At 70.1% G+C, this 24492-nt stretch carries 21 protein-coding genes; 13 read left to right on the top strand and 8 right to left on the bottom strand.

What is annotated here, in order from left to right; all coding sequences use genetic code 11:
• The first annotated feature begins 88 nt into the window (after positions 1-88).
• Complete coding sequence (secA, locus tag QM568_RS13525) at positions 89-2884, top strand: preprotein translocase subunit SecA (protein ID WP_415139696.1); 2796 nt, start codon at positions 89-91, stop codon at positions 2882-2884.
• A 62-nt stretch (positions 2885-2946) separates the two neighbouring features.
• Positions 2947-4173, top strand: coding sequence for a pyridoxal phosphate-dependent aminotransferase (locus tag QM568_RS13520; protein WP_415139695.1), 1227 nt, complete (start codon positions 2947-2949; stop codon positions 4171-4173).
• Here QM568_RS13520 and QM568_RS13515 read toward each other — a convergent pair.
• Both QM568_RS13515 and QM568_RS13510 read right to left on the bottom strand, forming a co-directional pair.
• Positions 4097-5323, bottom strand: a complete 1227-nt coding sequence (locus QM568_RS13515; protein WP_415139694.1) for an AAA family ATPase — start codon at positions 5321-5323, stop codon at positions 4097-4099. The genes QM568_RS13520 and QM568_RS13515 overlap by 77 nt on opposite strands.
• On the bottom strand, positions 5320-5940 hold the full coding sequence (locus QM568_RS13510; RefSeq protein WP_415139693.1) for an SAF domain-containing protein: 621 nt from the start codon (positions 5938-5940) through the stop codon (positions 5320-5322). Before QM568_RS13510 ends, QM568_RS13515 begins: the two co-directional genes overlap by 4 nt.
• Positions 5941-6037: 97 nt before the next feature.
• Between QM568_RS13510 and QM568_RS13505 the strand changes: the two genes are divergently transcribed.
• A complete protein-coding gene (locus tag QM568_RS13505; protein ID WP_415139692.1) occupies positions 6038-6313 on the top strand; it encodes a helix-turn-helix domain-containing protein in 276 nt (91 codons plus the stop codon).
• Here QM568_RS13505 and QM568_RS13500 read toward each other — a convergent pair.
• Positions 6301-6912, bottom strand: coding sequence for a hypothetical protein (locus QM568_RS13500; protein ID WP_415139691.1), 612 nt, complete (start codon positions 6910-6912; stop codon positions 6301-6303). The two genes, QM568_RS13505 and QM568_RS13500, sit on opposite strands and share 13 nt — an antisense overlap.
• A 125-nt stretch (positions 6913-7037) precedes the next feature.
• Here QM568_RS13500 and QM568_RS13495 point away from each other — a divergent pair, with 125 nt between their 5' ends.
• On the top strand, positions 7038-7424 hold the full coding sequence (locus tag QM568_RS13495) for an Rv3235 family protein (RefSeq protein WP_415139690.1): 387 nt from the start codon (positions 7038-7040) through the stop codon (positions 7422-7424).
• A 25-nt stretch (positions 7425-7449) separates the two neighbouring features.
• Complete coding sequence (locus tag QM568_RS13490; RefSeq protein WP_415139689.1) at positions 7450-8934, top strand: sensor histidine kinase; 1485 nt, start codon at positions 7450-7452, stop codon at positions 8932-8934.
• Positions 8935-9004: 70 nt separating this feature from the next.
• Here the strand turns inward: QM568_RS13490 and QM568_RS13485 are convergent, their stop codons facing one another.
• Entirely contained in the window at positions 9005-9253 is a 249-nt protein-coding gene (locus QM568_RS13485) for a WhiB family transcriptional regulator (protein WP_017203224.1), read from the bottom strand.
• 231 nt (positions 9254-9484) lie between these two features.
• On the opposite strand from QM568_RS13485, the gene QM568_RS13480 reads away from it, so the two are divergent.
• Entirely contained in the window at positions 9485-9871 is a 387-nt protein-coding gene (locus QM568_RS13480; RefSeq protein WP_415139688.1) for a hypothetical protein, read from the top strand.
• An 8-nt stretch (positions 9872-9879) separates the two neighbouring features.
• Here QM568_RS13480 and bcp read toward each other — a convergent pair whose 3' ends face one another.
• The 3 genes from bcp to aroA are packed head-to-tail and all read right to left on the bottom strand — an operon-like array spanning position 9880 to position 12755.
• Positions 9880-10353 (bottom strand): thioredoxin-dependent thiol peroxidase, encoded by a 474-nt coding sequence (gene bcp, locus QM568_RS13475; RefSeq protein ID WP_415139687.1) that lies wholly within the window; start codon positions 10351-10353, stop codon positions 9880-9882.
• A 9-nt stretch (positions 10354-10362) separates the two neighbouring features.
• Positions 10363-11433, bottom strand: coding sequence for a ribosome small subunit-dependent GTPase A (gene rsgA, locus QM568_RS13470; protein WP_415139686.1), 1071 nt, complete (start codon positions 11431-11433; stop codon positions 10363-10365).
• A complete protein-coding gene (gene aroA / locus QM568_RS13465; protein WP_415139685.1) occupies positions 11430-12755 on the bottom strand; it encodes a 3-phosphoshikimate 1-carboxyvinyltransferase in 1326 nt (441 codons plus the stop codon). Before aroA ends, rsgA begins: the two co-directional genes overlap by 4 nt.
• Before the next feature lie 101 nt (positions 12756-12856).
• Here aroA and QM568_RS13460 point away from each other — a divergent pair, with 101 nt between their 5' ends.
• The 3 genes from QM568_RS13460 to QM568_RS13450 are packed head-to-tail and all read left to right on the top strand — an operon-like array spanning position 12857 to position 15060.
• The gene (locus QM568_RS13460; protein ID WP_415139766.1) at positions 12857-13492 is read left to right on the top strand and encodes a sigma-70 family RNA polymerase sigma factor; all 636 of its coding nucleotides are present in this window, start codon (positions 12857-12859) and stop codon (positions 13490-13492) included.
• Positions 13489-13734 (top strand): zf-HC2 domain-containing protein, encoded by a 246-nt coding sequence (locus QM568_RS13455; protein ID WP_415139684.1) that lies wholly within the window; start codon positions 13489-13491, stop codon positions 13732-13734. The genes QM568_RS13460 and QM568_RS13455 overlap by 4 nt, the downstream gene beginning before the upstream one ends.
• 27 nt (positions 13735-13761) lie before the next feature.
• On the top strand, positions 13762-15060 hold the full coding sequence (locus QM568_RS13450; RefSeq protein ID WP_415139683.1) for a GNAT family N-acetyltransferase: 1299 nt from the start codon (positions 13762-13764) through the stop codon (positions 15058-15060).
• Positions 15061-15116: 56 nt separating this feature from the next.
• Here the strand turns inward: QM568_RS13450 and QM568_RS13445 are convergent, their stop codons facing one another.
• Positions 15117-18776 carry a multifunctional oxoglutarate decarboxylase/oxoglutarate dehydrogenase thiamine pyrophosphate-binding subunit/dihydrolipoyllysine-residue succinyltransferase subunit gene (locus tag QM568_RS13445; protein WP_415139682.1) on the bottom strand — a complete coding sequence of 1220 codons (3660 nt, stop codon included), beginning with the start codon at positions 18774-18776 and terminating at the stop codon, positions 15117-15119.
• Between the two features lie 161 nt (positions 18777-18937).
• Between QM568_RS13445 and QM568_RS13440 the strand changes: the two genes are divergently transcribed.
• The 4 genes from QM568_RS13440 to QM568_RS13425 all read left to right on the top strand — a co-directional run bounded on the left by QM568_RS13440 (position 18938) and on the right by QM568_RS13425 (position 24490).
• On the top strand, positions 18938-20392 hold the full coding sequence (locus tag QM568_RS13440; protein WP_415139681.1) for a GuaB1 family IMP dehydrogenase-related protein: 1455 nt from the start codon (positions 18938-18940) through the stop codon (positions 20390-20392).
• A gap of 452 nt (positions 20393-20844) precedes the next feature.
• On the top strand, positions 20845-21810 hold the full coding sequence (locus tag QM568_RS13435; RefSeq protein ID WP_415139680.1) for a hypothetical protein: 966 nt from the start codon (positions 20845-20847) through the stop codon (positions 21808-21810).
• Between the two features lie 308 nt (positions 21811-22118).
• Positions 22119-23432 (top strand): hemolysin family protein, encoded by a 1314-nt coding sequence (locus QM568_RS13430; RefSeq protein WP_415139679.1) that lies wholly within the window; start codon positions 22119-22121, stop codon positions 23430-23432.
• On the top strand, positions 23429-24490 hold the full coding sequence (locus QM568_RS13425; RefSeq protein ID WP_415139678.1) for a hemolysin family protein: 1062 nt from the start codon (positions 23429-23431) through the stop codon (positions 24488-24490). Before QM568_RS13430 ends, QM568_RS13425 begins: the two co-directional genes overlap by 4 nt.
• The last annotated feature ends 2 nt before the right edge of the window (positions 24491-24492 follow it).

Below are 24492 nucleotides of genomic sequence, written 5' to 3'. Positions count from 1 at the left end.
GCTCTGCAGGTCACAGGCCGGTAACATGGGCGAGTATGCCCGCCGTCGCACGGCGACCGGGCGGTTCGCATCCAACAGGGAGACATCTGTGGCCAATCCTCTTGAGAAGCTGCTGCGCGCCGGCGAAGGGCGGGTCATCCGTCGCCTGAATCAGGTGGTCAAGGCGGTGAACGCGCTCGAGGACGACATCTCGAAGCTCACCGATGAGGAGCTGCGCAACGAGACCACCGAGCTGCGCTCGCGCTTCGACAAGGGCGAGACGCTCGACCAGCTCATGCCGGAGGCCTTCGCTGCTGTCCGCGAAGCGGCCAAGCGCACCCTCGGCATGCGAGCCTACGACGTGCAGATCATGGGCGGCGCCGCCCTCCACCTCGGCAACATCGCCGAGATGAAGACCGGTGAGGGCAAGACGCTCGTCGCCACCTTCCCCGCCTACCTCAACGCGATCGCCGGCAAGGGCGTCCACGTCATCACCGTCAATGACTTCCTCGCCTCCTACCAGGCCGAGCTCATGGGCCGCGTCTACCGCGCCCTCGGCATGACGACCGGCATCATCGTCTCCGGCCAGACCCCGGCGGTGCGCCGCGAGCAGTACGCCGCAGACATCACCTACGGCACGAACAACGAGTTCGGCTTCGACTACCTGCGCGACAACATGGCCTGGCGCAAGGAGGACCTCGTCCAGCGCGAGCACTTCTTCGCCATCGTCGACGAGGTCGACTCGATCCTCATCGACGAGGCCCGCACCCCGCTCATCATCTCCGGACCCTCCTCCGGCGAGGCCAACCGCTGGTTCGGCGAGTTCGCGAAGATCGCCCGCACGCTCGAGGCGGGCGTCGACTACGAGGTCGACGAGAAGAAGCGCACCGTCGGCGTGCTCGAGCCCGGCATCGAGAAGGTCGAGGACTACCTCGGCATCGACAACCTCTACGAGTCGGCGAACACGCCGCTGATCTCGTTCCTCAACAACTCCATCAAGGCGCTCGCCCTCTTCAAGCGCGACACCGACTACGTCGTCATGAACGACGAAGTCATGATCGTCGACGAGCACACCGGCCGCATCCTCGTCGGCCGCCGCTACAACGAGGGCATCCACCAGGCCATCGAGGCCAAGGAGGGCGTGCCGGTCAAGGCCGAGAACCAGACGCTCGCGACCGTCACGCTGCAGAACTACTTCCGCCTCTACGACAAGCTCGCCGGCATGACCGGAACCGCCGAGACCGAGGCGGCCGAGTTCATGTCGACCTACAAGCTCGGCGTCATCCCGATCCCGACGAACCGGCCGATGATCCGCAAGGATCAGGCCGACCTCGTCTACAAGAACGAGACCGCCAAGTTCGCCCAGGTCGTCGAGGACATCGCCGAGCGCCACGCCGCGGGCCAGCCGGTGCTGGTGGGCACGGTGAGCGTCGAGAAGAGCGAGTACCTCTCGCGCCTGCTCGCCAAGAGAGGCGTCAAGCACGAGGTCCTCAACGCGAAGAACCACGCGCGCGAGGCCGAGATCGTCGCTCGCGCCGGGCGCCTGGGCGCCGTCACCGTTGCCACCAACATGGCCGGGCGAGGCACCGACATCATGCTCGGCGGGAACGCGGAGTTCCTCGCCGTCCAGGAGCTCAAGGGCAGGGGGCTCGACCCCGTGGAGACCCCGGAGGAGTACGAGGCCGCCTGGGAAGACACGTACGAGGCCATGAAGGCGACGGTCGCCGAGGAGGGCGCGAAGGTCGCCGAGGCCGGTGGCCTCTACGTGCTCGGCACCGAGCGGCATGAATCGCGCCGCATCGACAACCAGCTCCGCGGACGCTCCGGCCGCCAGGGAGACCCTGGCGAGAGCCGCTTCTATCTCAGTCTCACCGACGACCTCATGCGCCTGTTCCAGGCGGGTGCCGCCGAGGCGATCCTCAACCGCACCAACTTCCCCGACGACGTGCCGATCGAGTCGGGTCTCGTCTCGCGCGCGATCCGCAGCGCCCAGTCGCAGGTCGAGGCGCGCAACGCCGAGATGCGCAAGAACGTGCTCAAGTACGACGACGTCCTCAACCGCCAGCGCGAGGCGATCTACGCCGACCGCCGCCACATCCTGCAGGGCGACGACATCGCCGACCGCGTGCAGCATTTCATCGAGGACGCGATCACCGGGGTCGTGAACGACCACATCGGCGAGGGGCACAACGAGAGCTGGGACTTCGACGCGCTGTGGACGGAGCTGAAGACGCTCTACCCCGTCGGCGTCACGATCGACGAGGTCGTGGCCGAGGCGCAGGGCCGCAAGGGCGGCATCACCGCGGACGGCCTCACCCGGGAGCTGCTCTCCGACGCGAAGATCGCCTACGAGAAGCGCGAGCAGTCGCTCGGCGAGGCGGCGACGCGCGAGCTCGAGCGCCGCGTCGTGCTGCAGGTGCTCGACCGCCGCTGGCGCGACCACCTCTACGAGATGGACTACCTCAAGGACGGCATCGGCCTTCGGGCGATGGCCCAGCGCGACCCGCTCATCGAGTACCAGCGCGAGGGCTACGCGATGTTCCAGTCCATGATGGGGCAGATCAAGGAGGAGTCCGTCGGCTACCTCTACAACCTCGAGGTCGAGGTGCGCCGTGCCGGCGACACCGACCAGGCCCAGGTCGAGGCGAAGGGCCTCGCCGACGGCGCCGGAGACCAGAAGCTGGAGTACTCCGCGGCGAACGACGCCGGAGAGGTCGAGGTGCGCAACGACCGCGGCCAGGTGCAGCAGGCGACCACCGACCGCATCCGCCGGGCCGCCGCCCAGCAGGGAGCGCCTGCACAGCCGGAGGCCGAGGCGCCGCGCGGCGCCTTCGGGCAGAGGACGGATGCCGCCCCTGCGGGCAACCGCGAGGAGCGCCGGGCGCAGGCCAAGAAGAAGCGCTGAAAGCCGAAGAGAGGGCCAATCCGCAAGGACTGGCCCTCTCTTCGTCGCTGTAGGCTGGCGAGATGACTCCTTTGCGCCACTTCGACCAGTCGTCGAAGCTCAAGAACGTCCTGTACGAGATCCGCGGAAACGCGCTCGTCGAGGCGGCGCGGCTCGAGGCGGAGGGGCACCGCATCCTCAAGCTCAACATCGGCAATCCTGCGTCCTTCGACTTCGAGGCGCCGCACCAGATCGTCCGCGACATGCTCGCGGCGCTCCCCACCGCGCACGGCTACAGCGACAGCAAGGGCATCATCTCGGCCCGCCGAGCGGTCGTCAGCCGGTACGAGGAGATCGAGGATTTCCCCCGGTTCGACCCGGACGATGTGTACCTGGGCAACGGCGTCTCCGAGCTCATCACGATGACGATGCAGGCCTTGTTGGACGAGGGTGACGAGGTGCTGATCCCGGCGCCGGACTACCCGTTGTGGACGGCCATGACGAGCCTTGCCGGCGGTACGCCGGTGCACTACCTCTGCGACGAGGACGACCAGTGGCAGCCGTCCCTCGAGGACATCCGCTCGAAGATCACCCCGCGCACCAAGGCCATGGTCATCATCAACCCGAACAATCCGACGGGAGTCGTGTACTCGAGGGAGATCCTCGAAGGCATGGTGCAGATCGCTCGTGAGCACGAGCTGCTGCTGCTGTCGGACGAGATCTACGACCGCATCCTCTTCGACGACGCCGTGCACATCCCCACGGCGACGCTCGCTCCCGACCTGCTGTGCTTGACTTTCAACGGGCTGTCCAAGACCTACCGCGTGGCCGGGTACCGCTCTGGTTGGATGGTCGTCACAGGCCCGAAGTCGCACGCCAAGGGCTTCATCGAGGGCATCACTCTCCTCGCCTCCACACGCCTGTGCCCGAACGTCCCCGCGCAGCACGCGCTGCAGGCGGCGCTGTCCGGCGTGCAGTCGATCGATGCGCTGATCGCCCCCACCGGTCGGCTGCACGAGCAGCGGGACATCGCTTGGGCCGGGCTGGAGTCGATTCCCGGTGTCTCGTGCGTGAAGCCTCAGGGCGCCCTGTACGCCTTCCCCCGGCTCGACCCGGATGTGCACGAGATCCGCGACGACGCGAAGTTCGTCTATGACCTGCTCGTCGCCGAGCACATTCTGCTCGTGCAGGGGACCGGCTTCAATTGGCCGACGCCCGATCATTTCCGGGTGGTCACGCTTGCCGAGCCGCGGGTGCTCGCCGAAGCCGTCGAGAGGCTCGGGAACTTCCTCTCGAGCTATCGGCAGTAGCCTCCGGGGCGAGCGCCGTCGCGAGGCCCCGGATGCCGGCGACGAGAGCCGACCGGGGGACGACGTCGGACATCGGACGGGCATGCAGCAGTGCCGCGTCGGCCGTGCGCGGCTCGTCGGGCAGGAAGACCGGATCGGCGATGCCCGCGAAGCGCTCGAGCGTGCGCCGCACCTGCCCTCGCGCATCGAGACCGAGCGGACCCGGGCGCAGCCGGTTGACCACCACGCTGATCGGCGTGGGTGCGGCGAGCCGGCGCAGCTCGGCGTGATCGCGGAGGAACCGGCTGATGCTCAACGGGTCGCACGCGGTGACCGCGATGATGCGGTCGGCCTCGGCGAGGGCCGTCGTCGTGGCGGCGTGCCGCCGGGGGCCCGACAGATCGTAGGTCGCCTCGTCGTCGGCGTCGAAGGCGGCCGCGACGTCGACGACCGTGTCCTGGGCCCAGTGGCGGCAGGCCTGCAGCGCCGTGGCCAGCCGTGCGGCGGACAGCTCCGGCCAGCGCGAGGGCCGATTGATGCCGCCGAGCACCTCGAGGGGCCCCGCACTGGTGTCGACGACCGAGGCGAGCCGTGTCAGCTCCGCGTCGTCGAGCGCGCCCAGTTCGCCGCGGCGGCAGGCCGCGGCGATGCCCGGGGCGTCGTCGCTGAGACCGAGCAGGAGCGCGAGGGCGGGGGCGACGGTGTCGGCGTCGACGAGCGCCGTGCGTCGTCCTGTGCGGGCCAGCTCCACCGCGAGCTGCACGGCGAGCGTCGAGCGCCCCGGTGCGCCCTGCGGCCCCCAGACCGCGATCACGCGGTGCGGGGTGGCCGGCGTCTCCCTGGGCGCCGAGCGGTCGTCTGCCAGGCACGCGGCCACCTCCCAGCCGCTGGCATCGGCGCGCAGCGCCGGGCGCAGCCCGTAGCGCTCGGTGAGGCGGACGTCGGCCTCGCCGAGGGCGATGATGCGCGCCCCGACGCGGTCGCAGGCGGCGACGAGGTCGGGGGAGAGCGCGACCCGCGTCGCCGGCACGATCACGGCGTCGGCGAGGGCCGGCACGGGGATGAGCTCGGCGAGGGGTACCACCGCGACGGCGTCGACGCCCTCGAGGGCGAGCTCCTCGGCGAGGGCGGTGGCCCGGGGCTCTGGTATCGCGATGACGACGTGCGTCACGACGACGCCCCCATCGGCACCACCGAGAGCAGCGCCCCCGAGGTGATCGCGGCGAGCACGTCGGCGACGTCGTCGCGCGGGATCACGATCTCGACCGTGGTCGCCGCCGCCGCCAGCATCCCCTCCGGCTCGACGACGGCACTGACGGAGACGTCGGCGACGAGGATCCTCGGCGCGCCGGCCGTGCGGCCGTCTTCGAGCAGCGGCGCCTGCCAGAGCTCGACGACGGTCCCCGCCTCGACGCCCGCCGGGATCCCCGTGCTGCTCTCGATCACGATCGTCGTGGTGCGGCTGTCGTCGGCGTCGGCGAGGGCGGCGACGGGCACGAGCTCCCCGTCGGCGAGGGTCCTCGCGGCGATCTGACCGGTGCGCAGATCTTGCGGCGCGAGGTAGTCGTCGCTCAGCGCGCCGAGGGCGACCTCGACGACCTGGAAGTCCGCCGCCGCCACGGCCTCGCCCTGCACGATCGTGCGGGTCGCCTGGAGCATCGGGGTGGTCCGGCCGGCGGAGGAGACGATCAGCCATACGCCGGCGATGGAGGCGGCGACCAGGATGAGTCCGATGACGAACCGGATGTCGCTCCAGAAGGCCCTGCCGGACCGCGAGTGGAATGTCATGGCCTCATCGTCACAGAAATCACGAATCGGCCTCGAAAGTTATCCACAGGTCGCGTCCGACGCGGTTATACCCGCGCGCGCGGTGCACAATGGTGGCATGGCCCTGCCTTCTGCAACCCCGCGTTTCCTCGCGCCCGCCCAGGTGGCGGAGTTGCTGAGCATCGAAGTCGACGAGGTGATCGAGCTCGTCTTCGAGGGTCGGCTGCGAGGATCGCAGCTCGGGACGCCGCCGCGCTGGCGCATCGAGGAGTCGAGTCTGAGCGAATACCTCGCGGCGCAGTCTGAAGAGGCGCGGCGCATGGCCCTGTGGCGGCAGTCGAACGAGGCGAGCTTCCCCGAGGTCTGGGGGTCCACGCGGCGTCAGGGCAGCTGATCCCCGAGCGTCTGCACGGCGGCGATCGCCCCGAACGGCACGATGCGGAACGCGGACACGGCCCGGGCGAGCCGCGGCACGCCCTGGTCGTGCTGGGCGAGGTCGAGGTGATCGGCGCCGGCGCGGTCGATCGTTCCGTGCAGATCCTCCCCGTCGACCGTGTGCAGCCGCACCGCCAGGCGCCGCCGGGCGAGGTCGCGCAGCACGAACCCCAGCGTCATCCGCTCGCGAAGGCTCCCTGCGTCGTCGTCTTGCGCCGCCAGGGCGTCCAGCAGCAGACCGTGATCGAGATCGATGCCGCGGATCGCGGCCAGCGGGACGATCCGCATCGATCGCGCCGCGCGGGCGCCCTCCGGGGGCAGATCGGATGCCGCGGTCCAGTCGGCGCCGAGGGCGAGCATGCGCACCGGCAGTCGCCCGACGCCGGCGATCGTGAGCACAGCGCGGGCCTCTGCCGCGCACAGCATCCGCAACCGTCCCCGCAGCTCAACGCGTGAGATGCGCAGCCGCTCCGACTCCGCGTCGAGAGCCGCGCGCTCGGCCTCCCACTCCGAGGCGAGCTGACCCTCGAGGTCTTCGAACAGTCGATCCCATCGCATTCGATAGAGCGTAGGGGAAGCGCGGGGTGCATGTACGAGTTATCCACAATGCTCGTTCCGGATCCGCATCGACGGCGCGGAGCGTGCTGTACTTGGCGGCAGTCGTCCGATGGAGGGTGCCCCCGATGACCATTCACGAGTACTTCGCCCCGCAGCCCACGCCCCGCGCTGAACTGCCGGATCCGGTGCCGCTGCTGCGCAGCCTCACCCAGGGTGTGCTCGAAGTGCTCGCGGGGGTGAGAGAAGTCGATCAGCTCGCCCGCTGGTTCAGCGAGGAGGCGTTTCGCACCTTGGTGACGCGGGCGAACCTGTCGGCGAGGGCGCGCAGTGCGAGGGGGGTCTCGCCTGCGCGTCCGATCTTCGAGATCCGCTCGATCCGCACTGCGGAGCCTGCGGACGGCGCCGTGGAGGCCGTGGTCGTGGTGGCGGGTCCCGGACGCACCCGTGCCGTGGCGATCCGCCTGGAGGGCATCGACCACCGCTGGCGGGCGGCTTCGCTCGCCGTGCTCTGACACGTGCCGCCAGTAGGCTGGAGCGGTGTCAACACTCAGCGATATCGCCCATGCCCAGGGGTGCCTGACCGACGGCGACGTCGAATGGCTGCACCGGCTCGCGAGCGACGGCCAGCTGCTGGCCGACCTCTCCTCCGCAGACATCGTCATTTGGATCCGGACCGAGGATTCCTCCTTCGTCGCCGTCGCCCACGCCCGACCGAGCGGCGCGGCGACGCTCTTCTACCGCGACATCGTCGGCGAGCGCGTGCGCCCGCAGTGGCGCACGCAGGTGCAGGGCGCCTTCGAGTCGGGCGCGATCGTCGACTCCTCCTCGCCGGACTGGTTCGAGGAGACCCCGACCCGCGTGCGCGCCGTCCCCATCGTCACCGAGCGCAGGGGCTCCGAGCCGGCCACCTTCGTGATCGGCGTCGTCACCCGGCACACCAACCTCGGCGAGACCCGCACGCCGTCGCGGCAGCAGATCACCTTCGACGAATGCGCGAACGACCTCTTCCGCATGATCGCCGACGGCAGCTTCCCCGACCCCGCAGCGCCCACGTCGCCGCGCCGGGGCGCTCCGCGCGCCTCGGACGGACTGATCCGCATCGACGTCGACGGCATCACGACGTTCGCGAGTCCCAACGCGCTCTCCGCGTTCAACCGGATGGGTTTCGATGACGAGCTCGAGGGCGAATCGCTCGCCGAGGTGACGACGCGTCTGGTGCCGCCGTCGCGTCAGGTCGACGAGTCGCTGCCGGTGGTCGTCACCGGCCGCGCTCCGTGGCGCACCGACATCGAGGCGCGCGGCGTGACGGTGTCGTTGCGGGCGATCCCGCTGAAGGAGCGGGGGACCCGGATCGGGGCGATCGTGCTCTGCCGCGACGTGTCGGAGCTGCGCCACCAGGAGCAGGAGCTCATCACCAAGGACGCGACGATCCGCGAGATCCATCACCGGGTCAAGAACAATCTGCAGACCGTCGCTTCGCTCCTTCGCATCCAGGCGCGGCGCACGCACTCCGACGAGGCGCGCGATGCGCTGACCCAGGCGATGCGGCGTGTGGACGCCATCGCCGTGGTGCACGACACGCTCGCGCAGGGGCTCACGCAGAAGGTAGACTTCGACGAGGTCTTCCACCGAGTGCTCAAGCTCGTGGCCGAGGTCGCATCCGCGCCGAGCACCCGCGCCCGCACGCAGTACACGGGCCGCTTCGGGGTGCTGCCCAGCGAGTACGCGACGCCGCTCGCGCTCGCCCTCACCGAGGTCGTCACGAACGCCGTCGAGCACGGGCTCGCTGGACAGGAGGGGCTGGTCACCATCGATGCCAGCCGCACCGAGGAGAACCTGCGGGTGAGCGTGCGCGACACGGGTCACGGGCTGCCGGAGGGGCGGGTCGGGCAGGGGCTGGGCACGCAGATCATCCGCACCCTGATCCAGGGTGAGCTCGGCGGCACGATCGAGTGGCGCGGGAACGAGGGCGAGGGGACAGAGGTCGTCATCGACATTCCCCTGCGCTGGCTGACGAAGTAGCGGCGCCGACCCGCACCGGCAACCAGAAGCGGCCCGGGATCCGAGGATCCAGGGCCGCTTCGGTGTCGTGTCAGGAGGCGCGGCGTGCGCGGGCGGCGCGGCGCTTGAGCGCGCGGCGCTCGTCCTCGGAGAGGCCGCCCCAGACGCCCGAGTCCTGGCTGGTCTCGAGGGCGTACTGCAGGCAGATCTCGGTCACCGTGCAGGTGGCGCAGACCGTCTTCGCCTTCTCGATCTGGTCGACGGCGGGTCCCGTGTTCCCGACGGGGAAGAAGAGTTCGGGGTCGACAGTCAGGCAGGCGGCTTTGTCGCGCCAGTCCATGGGGGCTCCTCGTGTGGATTTTCGATCGGCGCCGCGATGCGGCGCCGTGCGTGCGGGCGGCAGGTCGGGTTCAGCTACCCTGGTGGTTGCGGGCGGTTGCCCGAAGATCGTGATGCGAGCAGGATGCTCACCCCACGCCGCTGTGGGAGCACATGACTCTGTCTATTCTGTTACATGAAACCTTCGAGATCAAGGGTTTTCCTCCTTCTTATACGATTCTCAGGAGTTGACGTGCGCGCACCACGAATCGCTCTCGCCGCGGCGGCCGTCCTCGCTCTGGAAGGCGTCGCACTGCTCGTGTTCGCGCTGATCGAGCTGTTCGGGCTGGGGGCGGGGCAGGCGATCGTCGTGCCGACGGCGATCGCCCTCATCGTGCTGACCCTCATCGGCGCGGCGGCGATGATCGCGTTCGCCGTCGGCACGCGCTCAGGGCGCTCCTGGGCGCGCTCAGGGGGCGTGATGCTCCAGGTGATCGCCGTCGCGCTCGCCTTCGCCGCGCTGACGGTGCAGCCGGTCCTCTGGCCGTTCGTCTTCGGCGTCGGCATCCCGGGGATCGTCGGCTTCGCGCTGCTCGTCTCGAGCGCCCGCGCCGAGGGGCAGCCCCGCGTCGAGGAGTGACCCGGCGCTCAGGCGTCGATGCTGAGCAGCTTGCGCAGGCGGGGCACATGCCCCGTCGCCTTGACGTTGTACAGGGCGTGGGTGATCGTGCCCTGCTCGTCGAGCACGAAGGTCGAGCGGATGACGCCCTCGATGACCTTGCCGTAGTTCATCTTCTCGCCCCACGTGCCATAGGCGCTGTGCACGGCGTGGTCGGGGTCGCTGAGTAGGGTGAAGGTCAGGCCGTCGCGCTCGCGGAACTCCGCCAGCTTGGCCGGCTCGTCGCGGGAGACCCCGATGACGCGGTAGCCGGCGCCCTGGAGCGAGGCGATGCTGTCGCGGAAGTCGCACGCCTGGGTCGTGCAGCCGGGGGTCATCGCCGCCGGGTAGAAGTAGAGCACCGTCTTCTCGCCGTGCAGGTCCGACAGGCTCACTGGCGTGCCGTCCTGGTCGAGGAGGGTGAAATCAGGGGCGGCGGTTCCGGGTTCGAGGCGCGCAGTCACCTCTCCACCCTAACGGCCGGGAGCCTGTTCGGCCTTGTCGGCGAAGGTCTGCAGCAGTCGCTGCAGCGAGTCGAGGCGGGCGCGCCCCGTCTCGCCCAGCTCGCCGTCGGCGGCCGCCTCGATGAGGGCGCAGTCCGGGGCGTCGGCGAGGTGCGTGCAGCCGCGCGGGCAGTGCTCGGCGATCGCGGCGAGCTCGGTGAACGCGGCGAGGATGTTCGCAGGGTCCACGTGCCCGAGTCCGAACGAGCGCACCCCGGGGGTGTCGATCACCCAGCCGCTGCCGTCGTGGGTGCGATAGCGCAGCGAGACGGTCGACGACGAGGTGTGCCGGCCGCGGCCGGTGACCTGATTGACGTGACCGGTCGCGCGCCCGGCCGACGGCACGAGGGCGTTCACGAGGGTCGACTTGCCGACCCCGGAGTGACCGACGAACACGGTGGAGTGCCCGACGAGGGCGGCGCCGATCTCGTCCACCGGCATGCCCTCCCGGCCGCTCGTGAAGATGCGCAGGTCGTCGAGGCCGTCGAAGTGGGTGAGGAAGTCGGCGGGGTCGGCGAGGTCGGTCTTGGTCACGACGAGGAGGGGGCGGATGCCGGCGTCGAGGGCGGCGACGAGGTAACGGTCCACGAGGCGCTCGCGGGGCTCGGGGTCGGCCGCGGCGACGACGACGAGCATCTGGTCGGCGTTGGCGACGATGACGCGCTCGACCTGGTCGGTGTCGTCGGCGCTGCGGCGCAGCAGCGAGGTGCGCTCGAGGATGCCGACGATCCGCCCCAGCGTGCCCTCGTCTCCCGTGGTGTCGCCGACGATGCGCGCCCGGTCGCCGGTCACGATGGGCGTGCGCCGCAGCTCGCGTGCGCGTGTCGCCGTGATCGTCCGCTCCTCGGGGGCGTCCTCGTCGATGAGCACGGAGTAGCGCCCGCGGTCGACGCCGAGGACGCGGCCGATTCGGGCGTCGTCGTGGGCGGGACGGCGCTTCGTCCTGGGCCGGTTCGCCTTCGGGTTCGGGCGCGCGCGGATGCTCGACTCGTCGTAGTCGTCGAACTCGTCGTCGAGGTCGTCCCCTGCGAGCCAGCTCACGCGGAGTCGCCTCGCAGCATCCGCTCCCACAGCAGGGTGAACTCGGGGAGGGTCTTGGCGGTGGTGCCGATGTCGTCGATCTCAACGCCGGGCACTCGGAGGCCGATGAGTGCGCCGGTGGTCGCCATGCGGTGATCGTGGAACGCCACCCAGGCTCCGCCGTGCAGCTCACGGGGGAGGATGCGCAGACCGTCGCCGAGGTCTTCGGCCTCGCCCCCGAGGGCGCGGATGTTCGCGACGAGCGCGGCGATGCGGTCGGTCTCGTGCAGGCGGATGTGACCGATCCCGCGGATCGTGGTCGGGCGATCGGCGAAGGCCGCGAGCCCCGCGATCGTCGGGGTGAGCTCGCTCGCCGCCGACAGGTCGATGTCGAGTCCGCGGATGCCGTTGCCCGCCCTGACGGTGAGGGTGCCGCTGTGCCGAGCGACGTGAGCGCCCATCGCCTGCAGGATCTCCGGCAGCAGATGCCCTGGCTGGGTGGAGTGCACCGGCCACCCGGTGACCGACACCGACCCCCCGGTGACCAGCGCCGCGCCCAGGAACGGGGCGGCGTTGGAGAGATCGGGCTCGATCACGATCTCCTTGGCGCGGGGCACTCCGGCCTCGACGAGCCACTCGCCGACGGCGGGTCGCTCGATGCGGATGCCGCGGCGGCTCAGCGACTCGATGGTCATATCGATGTGGGGCAGGCTCGGCAGGTGCTCGCCGGTGTGCACGAGGTGGAGCCCGACGTCGAACCGGGGCGCCGCCAGCAGCAGCCCAGAGACGAACTGGCTCGAGGCCGAGGCGTCGATCTCGATGCGGCCGCCGCGGATGTGGCCGTGACCGCGGATGGCGAAGGGGAGCGCCCAGGTGCCCTCGTCGTCGACGTCGACGCCGAGGTCGCGCAGCGCGCTGATGAGGGCGCCCATCGGGCGATGAAGCGCGCTCTCGTGCGCGGTGAGGTGCACGTCCGCCGCGGCGAGGCCGGCGAGCGGGGCGATGAAGCGCATCACGGTACCGGCCTGACCGCAGTCGATCGTCGTGCCGCCGACGAGCGAGGCGGGCGTCACGATGAGGTCGGGCCCGAACGCGCCACCGGTGTCGTCCTCCTCGATGACCGTGCCCAGCGCGCGCAGCGCCTCGATCATCCGCCGGGAGTCGTCGGAGTGCAGCGGGGCGATGAGCCGGCCGGGGCCGTCGGCGATCGCGGCGATGACGAGCTCCCGGTTGGTCAGCGACTTCGAGCCGGGGATCGTGACGGTGGCGTGCACGGCGCCCTCGACGGCGGGTGCGGCGTACGCGCCCTGGACGAGGGGAGGGGAATACCTGTTGGCGCTCATCGGTTCCCACTTTAGTGAACGCGTCCGACGCTCTCATCAAAGCAGACGCGCACGAGGACCGAAGGAGTGGGTGCATGCTCGCAACCGCCGAGCGCGGGGGGATGGATCTCAGCGGCCTAGACTGGCCGATGATGGATGACACCGCATTCGCACACGCGCCAGGCGACCCCCGCCGGGAGTTCGAGGAGCAGGCGATCCCGTTCATGGATCAGCTCTATGCCGCAGCCATGCGCATGACGCGCAACCCGGCGGACGCCGCCGATCTCGTGCAGGAGACGTTCGTGAAGGCCTACGGCTCGTGGGCGTCGTACACCCAGGGCACGAACCTCAAGGCGTGGCTCTACCGCATCCTCACCAACACGTACATCAACATCTACCGCAAGAAGCAGCGCGAGCCGTTCCAGGGGACGATCGACGAGCTGGAGGACTGGCAGCTGGGCGGGGCGGAGTCGACGACGGCATCGCACAGCCGCTCGGCGGAGGCCGAGGCGATCGACCGGATGCCGGCGTCGGTCGTGAAGGACGCGCTCCAGGCCGTCCCGGAGGACTTCCGCCTGGCGGTGTACCTCGCCGATGTCGAGGGATTCGCCTACCAGGAGATCGCCGACATCATGAAGACACCCATCGGCACCGTGATGAGCCGTCTGCATCGTGGCAGGCGGATGCTGCGGGAGCTGCTGGCCGACTACGCCGTCGAGCGGGGCATCGCCGCGGCTGACCCGAGGAGCAGGAGATGACCGACTGCGGCTGCGACAAGGCCCGTCAGGATCTGGAGGAGTACCTCCGCAACGAGGTGTGCAAGACCGAGCACACCGAGATCCGCGAGCACCTGGAGAACTGCCCGTCCTGCCGTGACGAGGCGCTCGTGGCGAAGACCCTCACCGAGGTCGTCGCCCGCGCATGCAGGGAGACCGCGCCAGAGGAGCTGCGCGATCAGGTGTTCGCGCGGCTGCGCGAAGTGCAGGCGAGCGCCCACTGACCGCTGCCAGTGGATAGGCTGGCGCGGGTGAGCAATATTGACGCGACCGCCGTTCCCGCCGACCCCCGATCCGCCGAGCGCCTGCGCGCATCCGGCTTCGACTACCGCGTCCTCGATGCGGCCGACGTCGCTGCGATCGACGCGTTCTCCCGTGCGGACGCGCGCGGCTTCCTCGACCCGGAGCCCAGCCGCGAGCACCTCGACGGCGTGCGGCCCAGCCTGGCCGCGCGCCGCAACATCGGCGTCTTCGAGACCGGCGCCGCCGAGGGCGCCCTCCCGATCGCGACCGTGAACTCGTGGGTGACGCCGTTGACGGTCTCCGGCGGAGAGCTGCCGATGTGGGCGATCAGCTCGGTCACCGTCGCCGCAACGCACCGTCGCCGCGGCATCGCACGCAACCTGCTCGAGGGCGAGCTGCGCGCCGCCGCCGACGCCGGCGTGCCGGTTGCCGGGCTCACGGCATCCGAGGCGACGATCTACGGGCGCTACGGCTTCGCGCCCGCCGTGCCGGTTGCGCGCGTCGCGATCGACACGCGTCGTGCCGGGTGGCAGGCGGCCGCCGCCCCCGGCCGTCTCGAGTACGTCGACCGCGAGCAGCTCGCCGTCGACCTCAGCGAGCTGCATGAGGGCGCGCGCAGGGCGCGCGCTGGACAGATCTCCGGATGGCCGTACCGCTGGCGGCGGACGGCCGGCCTTGCCGACGAGGGCGGAAAGGGCGCCGCCGTGCGCGGTGTGCGCTACCTCGACGCCGCTGGCGTCGTGCGCGGCATCCTCGCCTACCGGCTTGCGGAGCAGGCGGACGGCTTCCGCTTCACTCTCACGATCGCCCAGCTGACGACGCAGACGGATGAGGCGCTGCGCGCGCTCTGGGGCTTCGCCGTCACTCACGACCTCGTCACCCGCGTCGAGGCGGATCTGCGCCCTCTCGACGACCCCATCGTGCACCTCGTCGCCGATCAGCGCGCGGTCGAGTTCACCGTGCACGACCACGGCTGGCTGCGCGTTCTCGATGTGCCGGCCGTCCTCACCGCGCGCACCTACCGCGCGCCGCTGGACGTCGTGCTCCGGGTCACGGACCCGCTCGGGTTCGCCGAGGGGACGTGGCGGCTCGTCGTCGGCGCGGACGGACGCGCCGAGGTCGCAACGACGGATGCCGCCGCCGACCTCTCCCTGAGCGTCGTGGAGCTCTCCGCCATCCTCGTCGGCGGCGTGTCAGCGACGCACCTCGCCGCCGCTGGCCGCATCCAGGCGGATGAGGCGGTGTCGGCATCCGTCGATGACGCCTTCCGCGCGCAGCGCGCCCCGCTGCTGGGCATCTGGTACTGAGCGCACGCGAAGGGCGCCCCGGCCGAGTGGCCGGGGCGCCCTTCGCGCCTCGTTGCTCAGTCGAGGGTGAGCGCCTCGCGCAGCAGCGTGGCCTGCTGCACGGCGTGCACCTTCGAGGAGCCCGTCGCCGGCGACGCCGACGCAGGACGCGCGACCGGGCGGAACCGGCGCTCGCCGGGCACATCGGCGAAGGCGAGGGCGAGGAACGGCCAGGCGCCCTGATTCTCCGGCTCCTCCTGCACCCAGACGAGCTCGGCGTTCGGGTAGGTATCGGTGGTGGCCTTGAGCTCGTCGATCGGCGTCGGGTAGAGCTGCTCGAGACGCACGAGGGCGACCTCGGGGTTCGGGCTCTTGTCGAGCTCGGCGCGCAGATCCCAGTGCACCTTGCCCGAGTGCACGAGCACGCGCTTGACGGCGGCGCGGTCGAGGGCCCGGTCGTCGTCGATCACCGGCTCGAAGCGGCCGGAGGTGAACGCCTCGACGGGGCTCGTCGCCCCGCGCAGGCGCAGCATGGCCTTCGGGGTGAAGACGATCAGGGGCTTGCGGGGGCGGGCGTAGGCCTGGCGGCGGAGCAGATGGAAGTGCGATGCGGGCGTCGAAGGGCGCGCGACGATCATGTTCTCCTGCGCGCACAGCTGCAGGAAGCGCTCGATGCGGGCCGACGAGTGATCGGGCCCCTGACCCTCGTAGCCGTGGGGGAGCAGCAGGGTCACGCTCGACTGCTGACCCCACTTCTGCTCGGCCGCCGAGATGTACTCGTCGATGACCGACTGGGCGCCGTTGACGAAGTCGCCGAACTGCGCCTCCCACAGCACCAGGGCCTCGGGGGATTCGACCGAGTAGCCGTACTCGAAGGCGAGGGCGGCGTACTCGCTGAGCAGGGAGTCGTAGACGAAGAAGCGTCCCTGCGTCTCGGAGAGGTTCGACAGAGGCAGCCATTCCTGACCGTTCGCGCGGTCGTGGAGGGTGGCGTGACGCTGCACGAAGGTGCCGCGGCGCGCGTCCTGACCTGCCAGGCGCACCGGCGTGCCCTCGACGAGCAGCGAGCCGAACGCGAGCAACTCGCCGAAGCCCCAGTCGATGCCCCCGTTGCGGCTCATGTCGAGGCGCTTGTCGAGCAGCTGCTGGATCTTCGGATGCACCGTGAAGCCCTCTGGCTTGTTGACGAAGGCGTCGCCGATGAGCTGGATGACCTCCTTCGGCACGCCGGTGACCTCGGGGGCGCCGTGCTGCTCGTCGGCCGGCTGGGCCTCGGCGGCGATCGGCGTCGCGCCGGTCTCGGCCGCGTGGGTCTCGGCGAAAGCGAGCTCCAGCCGGTTCTGGAAGTCGGCCTTCGCCTGGTCGTACTCCTCCTCGGTGATGTCGCCGCGTCCGACGAGGGATTCGGTGTAGAGCTTGCGCACCGAGCGCTTCGCCTGGATGAGGTCGGTCATCAGCGGCTGGGTCATCGAGGGGTCGTCGCCCTCGTTGTGGCCGCGACGGCGGTAGCAGACGAGGTCGATGACGACGTCGCGGTGGAAGCGCTCACGGTACTCGAAGGCGAGCTGTCCGACGTGGATGACCGCTTCGGGATCGTCGCCGTTGACGTGGAACACCGGCGCCTGGATGGTCTTGGCGACGTCGGTGGCGTACACCGAGGTGCGACCGTCGTTCGGGGTGGTGGTGAACCCGACCTGGTTGTTGACGACGACGTGGATCGTGCCGCCGGTGCGGTAGCCGCGCAGCTGCGACATCTGCAGCGTCTCCACGACGACGCCCTGGCCTGCGAAGGCGGCGTCGCCGTGCACGAGGATCGGCAGCCACGTGAAGGTGCCGATGGGCTTGCGATCCTGCTTCGCGCGCACGATGCCCTCGAGCACGCCGTCGACGGTCTCGAGGTGCGAGGGGTTGGCGGCGAGGTAGACGGGCAGCTCAGCGCCGTCCTCGGCGACGAAGGTGCCCTCGGTGCCGAGGTGGTACTTCACATCTCCCGAGCCGCGCTGGTTGCCCGGCGTCTGGTGGCCCTCGAACTCCTGGAACACCTGGCCGTAGGTCTTGCCGGCGATGTTCGTCAGCACGTTCAGGCGGCCGCGGTGGGCCATGCCGATCGCGGCGCCCTCGAGTCCGGCGTTCGCCGCACCCTGGAGGATCTCGTCGAGGAGCGGTACGAGCGACTCTCCGCCCTCGAGCGAGAAGCGCTTCTGGCCGACGAACTTCGTCTGCAGGAAGGTCTCGAACGCCTCGGCCTCGTTGAGCTTGCGCAGGACCCGCAGCTGCTCGTCGTGTCCGGGCTTCTGGTACTTGACCTCGACCTTCTCCTGGAACCAGAGGCGCTGCTCCGGGTCCTGGATGTGCATGTACTCGATGCCGACAGTGCGGCAGTACGAGTCGCGCAGCACCCCGAGGATCTCACGCAGCTTCGCGGTGCGCCTGCCGCCGAATCCGCCGGTGACGAACTCGCGGTCGAGATCCCAGAAGGTGAGGCCGTGGTTCTCGATCTCGAGGTCGGGGTGCGAGCGCTGCACGTACTCGAGCGGGTCGGTATCGGCCATGAGGTGACCGCGCACGCGGAAGGAGTTGATGAGCTCCTGCACCCTGGCCTGCTTGTCGACGCGCTCGGCGAGGTCGATCGCGACGTCGGGGTTCCAGTGGATCGGCGCGTAGGGGATGCGCAGGGCCGCGAAGATGTCCTCGTAGAAGCCCCGCTGGCCGATGAGCAGCTCATGGACCTTCTTCAGGAACTCGCCGGATCCGGCGCCCTGGATGACACGGTGGTCGTAGGTGCTGGTGAGGGTGATCGTCTTGCCGATCGCCAGCTCGTTCAGCGTCCGCTCGCTCGCGCCCTGGAACTCGGCCGGGTACTCGAGGGCGCCGGCGCCGATGATGCAGCCCTGGCCCTTCATGAGGCGAGGCACCGAGTGCACGGTGCCGATGCCGCCGGGGTTGGTCAGCGAGACGGTGGTGCCCTGGAAGTCGGCCGCGGTGAGCTTGTTGTTGCGGGCGCGGGTGACGAGGTCCTCGTAGGCGACGAGGTACTCGTTGAAGGTCATCGTGTCGGCGCGCTTGATGCTGGGGACCATGAGGGCGCGGGTGCCGTCGGGCTTGGGCAGGTCGATCGCGATGCCGAGGTTGACGTGCGCCGGCGCGACGACGGAGGGCTTGCCGTCGATCTCGGCGTAGAACACGTTCTGGCTGCGGAACTCGTCGAGGGTGCGGATCAGCGCCCAGCCGATGAGGTGGGTGAAGCTGATCTTGCCGCCGCGGGTGCGGGCCATGTGGTTGTTGATGACGATGCGGTTGTCGATCATCAGCTTGGCGGGCACCGTGCGCACGCTCGTCGCTGTGGGGACGGTGAGCGACTCGTCCATGTTCGCGGCGAGGGTCTTCGGCAGGCCCCGCAGCGGGGTGACCTTGTCCTCGTCGACCGCGTCCTCGGCCTTCGCCTCCGGCGTGGGGGCCTGGGCGGGGATGGGGGCGGCGGCGGCCGGCTTGGCGGTGGTGCGGGCGACGGGCTGCTGCCCGATCACGGGGATCGGCGCGGTGACCGGGTGCGCGGTCTCGACCGGCGGGTGGGAGGCGGATGCCGCGGTGTCGGCGGCGTACTTCTCGAGGACGGGCCACCACTCCTTGTCGACGGAGTCGTGGTTGACCTTGTACTGCTCGAAGAGCTCTTCGACGAGCCAGGAATTGGCTCCGAACCCCCCGTCGCCCCCGACGCCAGTCACCTGGTTCGACACGCTCGATCGCCCTCTTTCATCGCTGAAGTCCCTGTGTGCTCGCACGGAAGCGGGATGCGCTCGGGCCCGCACACTCTCAACCCCCAAGCCTATCGTGTTTCGCTCCGATCTTCGTCGCGCGGATGGCTCCATGCGTCCGCATATCTCGGTACCTTTGGATCATGGAGTTCGCCGGGGAGATGCCCACTGTCGACTTGACCTACTCGGACGTGTTCCTGGTGCCGCGGAGGTCGGGGGTGACCAGCCGTCTGCAGGTCGATCTGGCGCCGCACGACGGCACGTCGGCGACACTGCCGATCGTGGCGTCGAACATGAACTCGGTGACCGGCCCGCGGCTGGCCGCGGTGATGGCCCGCCGGGGCGGTCTCGGTGTGCTCCCGCAGGACATGCCGCTGCAGGATCTCGACGCCGCGATCCGCGACGTCAAGGGGCAGCCGGTGCTCTGGGACACCCCGATCGTGCTGCCGCCGTCGGCGTCGGTCGCCGACGCGCTGCGGCTGCTGCCGGCGAGCGAGGGCCACGGCATCGTCGTCGCCGCGGGAGAGGCGCCTCACGCGGTGGCCGATGTCGTCGGCATCCTTCCGGCGACCCGCCTCGCCACCGCGCTGCCCGACGCGCAGCTCGGCGATCTCGTGCATGCGGGCACGCCGTCACTGGATGCCGAGGACATCGGCTCGGAGCGGCACGCCTTCGACGTGATCTCCGAGGCGGGCGTCGAGATGGTCACCATCACGCGGCACGGTCGCCTCGTGGGCACCTTGAGCGCGCGCAGCGCGCTGCGCTCGACCCTGTACCGGCCCGCGCTCGATGCGGACGGACGACTGGCCGTCGCCGCGGCGGTCGGCATCAACGGCGACGTCGCGGCCAAGGCCAGGGCGCTCGCGGCGGCGGGAGTGGACGTGCTCGTCGTCGACACAGCGCACGGGCACCAGGAGGGGATGCTGCGCGCGCTCGCCGAGGTGTCGGCTCTGGGCCTTGGCCTGCCGATCGTCGCGGGCAACATCGTCACCGCCGACGGCGTGCGCGACCTCGTCGACGCCGGGGCGACGATCCTCAAGGTCGGCGTGGGGCCCGGGGCGATGTGCACGACCCGCATGATGACCGCAGTGGGGCGTCCGCAGTTCTCCGCCGTGCTCGATACCGCAGAGGCCGCGCGTGCGCTCGGCGCCCACGTGTGGGCGGACGGGGGAGTGCGCTATCCGCGTGATGTCGCCCTCGCGCTGGCCGCTGGCGCGGCATCCGTCATGGTCGGCTCCTGGTTCGCAGGCACGATCGAGGCTCCGGGGGAGCTCCAGCGCGACGCCGACGGCCGGCTGTACAAGGAGTCGTGGGGCATGGCGTCGACGAAGGCCGTCCAGGCCCGGTTCGGCCGTCTCGACGCGTACGAGCGCGCGCGCAAGGAGCTCTTCGCCGAGGGCATCTCCTCCTCGAAGATCTACCTCGACCCGCTGCGTCCAGGCATCGAGGATCTGCTCGACATGATCACCTCCGGAGTGCGCTCGTCGTTCACCTACGCCGGTGCGGCCTCGGTGCCGGAGTTCCACGAGCGCGCTCTCGTCGGCCTGCAGTCCGCCGCCGGCTACGAGGAGGGCAAGGCGCTGCCGGTCAGCTGGTAGCGCTCCGCGCTCGTCGCGCTGCTCTTCTGGGTGTCGCGCTGCTCTTCTTCCTGTGTCGCGCTGCTCTTCCGGGCGTCGCGCTGCTGTTCTCCGTGTCGCGCTGCTCTTTTCCGTGTCGCGCTGCTGTTCTCATCGTCGCGCTGTCTATTGCTGCAGACGCTGTTGAAGTTCCAGCCGCGTCTGCGCAGAAGAGCAGCGCGACGAGGAGATCGACAGCGCGAGAGGCGGTGCGGATCCGCCGACCGGGAGCCGACCGGGAGCCGACCGGGAGCCGACCGGGAGCCGACCGGGAGCCGACGGGGAGCCGACGGGGAGCCGACGGGAAGCCGACGGGGAGGGGACGAGCGGATGCCGTTCCCACTCGTTCTGCACCGATGCGGTTTCCGGCGAATCCGGCGATCACCCCTGTGGAGAGCGAGCGGACGCGGGGGTGCGGATGCCATCGTTCAGGCATGAACCCGCGCACCGAGCATCCGATCGCCGTCCATCGTCGCCGCGAGCGGCCGCACGCCGATGAGCGCGCGCTCTCGGCAGCGGTCCGAAGAGGCGGCGCGAAGCGCGTCGTCGCCGGAAGCTATGTGCGCACGAGGGAATGGAACGCGCTGCGACCGATCGATCGGCATCTCGTCCGCGTCCTGGAAGTGGCCGACCGGGCGCGTGGCCCCCTCGTCCTGATGCTCCATGCGGCCGCAGCCGTGCACGGCATGGACCGCATCGGATCCTGGCCGGACACGGTCGACGTGCGTGTCGCGCGCACCACAGGGGGACGCTCGTCAGGGGCCGTCCGCCGATACGCGCTGGGGTTCGACTTCGTCGAGCTCATGCAGTGGCGCGGTCATCTGGTGACCACCCCGGCGCAGACCGCCCTCGATCTGGCTGCCGTATCGGTGTTCCGCGACGGGGTCGTCGCGGCCGACCAGGCGCTGTGGGCCCGACGAGACGGCGGGGCATTGACGGACAAGGCGCACCTGCTCGAACTGATGGATAAGAACTGGCGGCGAGGGTACAAACGCGTCCCGGCGGTCGTCTCCTTCTCGACTCACCTGTCCGACTCGGTGCGCGAGTCCGAAGGCCGGGTGCTGATCGATCGGCTCGGCTTCCCGCGTCCGATCCTGCAGAAGGAATTCGTGCTGCCTAACGGACGCAAGGCGCGACCGGACTACTACTTCGAGGATTTTGATCACGGCGCTGAGTTCGACGGCCTCGGAAAGTACTTCGATCCGGACATCCTCGCCGGGCGTAGCCCCGAACAGGCGCTCCTGGAGGAGAAGGACCGCGCGGACGCGCTGCGGCGGATGCTCGCTGCCCTCTCGCGGTGGCGGACGCCGGCGCATGAGAATCCTGCGCTGCTGTACGACATCCTCATCGCCGACGGCCTTCCCTCGAGGTACCCGAGACCGCGTCCTGGAGCCCGGTGATCGGGTTCGCGCTGCTGAACGCCGCAACCGCTGCAGAGAATCGCGCAGCGCGAGCAGGAAACGACAGCGCGACGCAGGGAACGACAGCGCGACGGAGAGAACGACAGCGCGACGCGGAAAACGGCAGCGCGACGCAGGAAACGACAGCGCGACGCAGGGAACGACAGCGCGAGCAGGAAACGGCAGCGCGACGGATGCCGGGCCGGGGGCACAGCGGAGTTCTGTACAATCGTGTCCACCATGGATGACCCTCCCAGTTGCAGTCCGTCGCCCCACCGCCCGCCTCTCTCCTGTGAGAGGAACCTGTGATGGATTACATCCTGTTGGGCGTGGGGCTCCTGCTCACGGTCGGAACCGGCCTCTTCGTCGCCAGCGAGTTCGCGCTGGTGAATCTCGACCGCGCTGATCTCGAGGCCCGTCAGGCCCGCGGCGAGTCGCGGCTCTCCCTGACGATCAGCGCACTCAGGCGCACCTCCACGCATCTGTCCTCGGCGCAGCTCGGCATCACGCTGACGACGCTGCTGACCGGGTACACGATCGAGCCGGCCCTGTCGAACCTGCTGCGGCCGACGCTGGTCGCGTGGGGCTTCCCCGAGGCGCTCGTGTCGCCGCTGGCGACCTTCGTGGCGATGGTCGTCGCCACCGCGCTGTCGATGATCCTCGGCGAGCTCGTGCCGAAGAACTTCGCCCTGGCGCTGCCTCTGGCGACGGCGAAGCTGGTCATCCCCTTCCAGGTCGCCTTCACCGCGGTCTTCAAGCCCGCGGTCGTCGTGCTCAACGGCAGCGCGAACGGCGTGCTGCGCACCATGGGCATCGAGCCCAAGGAGGAGCTCTCCGGGGCGCGCACCGCGGAGGAGCTCTCCTCTCTCGTGCGCCGCTCGGCCATCGCCGGGGTGCTCGAGAAGGACACCGCGACATTGCTCGATCGCACCCTGACCTTCGCCCGGCTGACCGCAGCCGACGTGATGACCCCTCGGCCGAGCATGCATGCGATCGCCGCCGGCGACAGCGCCGACGACGTGATCCAGCTCGCCCGCCGCACGGGGCACAGCCGCTTCCCGGTGTACGACGACGACCTCGACGACATCACCGGCGTCGTGCACCTGAAGGCGGCCATCTCGGTGCCGCGCGATCGCCGCGCCGACGTGCCCGTGGGCGCGCTCGCGACCGAGCCGCTGCGGGTGCCGGAGACCGTGCACATCGACGGTCTCATTTCCGAGCTGCGCGCCCGCGGTTACCAGCTGGCGGTCGTCGTCGACGAGTACGGCGGCACCGCGGGGCTGGTCACTCTGGAGGATCTCGTCGAGGAGATCGTCGGCGAGGTCTCGGACGAGCACGACCGGACCCGTGCCGGCGTGATCGTCGGCCGCGACGGCGTCACCTTCCCCGGGGAGCTGCGTCCAGACGAACTGCGCAGCCGCGCGGGCGTCGATGTGCCGGAGGGCGATGTCTACGACACCGTCGCCGGCTACGTGATGAGCGTCCTCGAGCGCGTTCCGAAGGTGGGCGACGAGGTCCCCACCGACACCGGCACGCTGCAGGTCGTGCGGATGGATGGCCGGCGCATCGACCGGCTCCGCTACATCTCGGGGCCGCACACCGATGAGGAGGCGGACCGATGAGCGACTGGGCAGGAATCGTCTGGCTCGTCGTGCTGCTGCTCGGCAACGCCTTCTTCGTCGGCGCCGAGTTCGCCGTCATCTCCGCGCGCCGGTCGCAGATCGAGCCGCGTGCCGAACAGGGCTCCCGCGCAGCGAAGACCGCGCTGTATGCGATGGAGCACGCGACCCTGATGCTCGCGACCTCGCAGTTGGGCATCACGATCTGCTCGCTGCTGATCCTCAACGTCTCGGAGCCGGCGATCCATCACCTGCTCGCGGCGCCCCTGCACGCCGTCGGATGGGCGGATGCCGTCGTGGACGCGGTGTCGTTCGCGATCACGCTGCTGCTGGTGTCGTTCCTGCACGTGGTGTTTGGCGAGATGGTGCCGAAGAACCTCGCCTTCTCGATACCGGACCGCGCGGTGCTCATGCTGGCGGCGCCCCTGGTGTGGGTGTCGAAGGTGTTCATGCCGGTGATCTGGGTGCTCAACGCCACGGCGAACAGCGTGCTGCGCCTGTTCCGCGTCGAGCCGAAGAACGAGGCCGCGTCGACCTTCACGCTCGAGGAGGTCGCCACGATCGTGGAGCAGTCGCGTCGGGAGGGCATCCTCGATGACGCCGTGGGAGCGGTGGCCGCTGCGGTGGAGTTCACCGACAAGAAGGCCCGTGACATCGCGGTGCCGCTGAGCGATCTCGTGACGCTGCCGCAGACGACGACGCCCGACGACATCGAGAAGGCCGTGGCCCGCTACGGCTTCTCGCGCTACGTGATCGTCGACGACGAGGGCGCTGCGGTGGGGTACGTGCACCTCAAGGACATCCTGCGCGCCTCGGAGGGGCCGGATGCCGAGGCGAAGCTGGCCAGACCGCTGCCGCCCAAGCGCATCCACCACATGGTGCCCGTGCAGGAGGAGACTGATCTCGAGGATGCGCTCACCATGATGCGACGCGCTGGGCGGCATCTCGCGAAGGTGCGCGACGGCGCGGGCGAGACGGTCGCCGTGCTGTTCCTCGAGGACATCCTCGAGGAGCTCGTCGGCGAGGTGCGCGACGCGACGCGACGCGTGCGCGGGGTCTGAGC

The organism is Microbacterium sp. (assembly GCF_047607465.1).
In the GTDB taxonomy this organism is placed as follows: Bacteria; Actinomycetota; Actinomycetes; order Actinomycetales; family Microbacteriaceae; genus Microbacterium.
This window is presented reverse-complemented; position numbering and strand designations above follow the sequence as displayed.